Consider the following 658-nt stretch of genomic DNA (forward strand, 5'->3'; position numbering starts at 1 on the left):
CGCAAAAACGAACTGCGCACTAAGGCTGTCCACCGCGTGGCCACCGACGAACTCGGAGAATCTGTCGCGATAGACGGCTGTCTCGGCACCTACGAACATCTCTACGAGACCGCGGCTGTCGACGGCGTCGAGTCGAAACACTACCTCGCGACTAGCTATCGCTGTCACTTCGATTGCGACGATCTGGAGATAGTCGGCGACGACCAACGTGTTGACCCTTGTGCTTGTAGGGGGCACACATGCTGCGAGCCCGCTTCGATACGGACTGACGGCCCACTCAGTCGTCATGAGCGGTGTCGGCGGGGTGCTACTGGTGGTGGCTGTCGTGTGTGCTGGCCTCCGGTTTGAGAACTAGTCGATCGCGATAACCACGGATAAAATCGTGCTTAGCTCGTCGACGCCGCACCCGCATCTCCGCCCGTTTGAACATTGCGTTCCTCAAGCAGCGTATCGACGATTTTGACGAGAGGAACGATTCCGGGTTCGACATCATGATCAGCCGCATAGTGAAGAAACGTCTCAATATCTCTGCGATTAAGTTCGCCGCTCGATACAGCATCCACAAGTGTTGTTTCCTCTGCTAAGACAATGTTGAGGACATCACGACAGGGCTCTGGACAATCAAACGTGCGCCTGCTGTCGGATCCCATGTGATCTA

Annotated in this window: 2 protein-coding genes; both read right to left on the reverse strand. The window is 55.9% G+C overall.

Annotated features, from left to right (window positions below):
* On the reverse strand, nucleotides 1-207 hold a 207-nt coding region (locus EXE42_RS18865; protein WP_158293759.1), incomplete at its 3' end, for a hypothetical protein.
* Nucleotides 208-386: 179 nt separating this feature from the next.
* Nucleotides 387-658, reverse strand: a 272-nt coding sequence (locus EXE42_RS19735) for a hypothetical protein (protein WP_206750748.1), incomplete at its 5' end; no start/stop codon positions are given.

The sequence above is a fragment of the Halorubrum sp. SP3 genome (genome assembly GCF_005435195.1).
Classification (GTDB): domain Archaea; phylum Halobacteriota; class Halobacteria; order Halobacteriales; family Haloferacaceae; genus Halorubrum; species Halorubrum sodomense.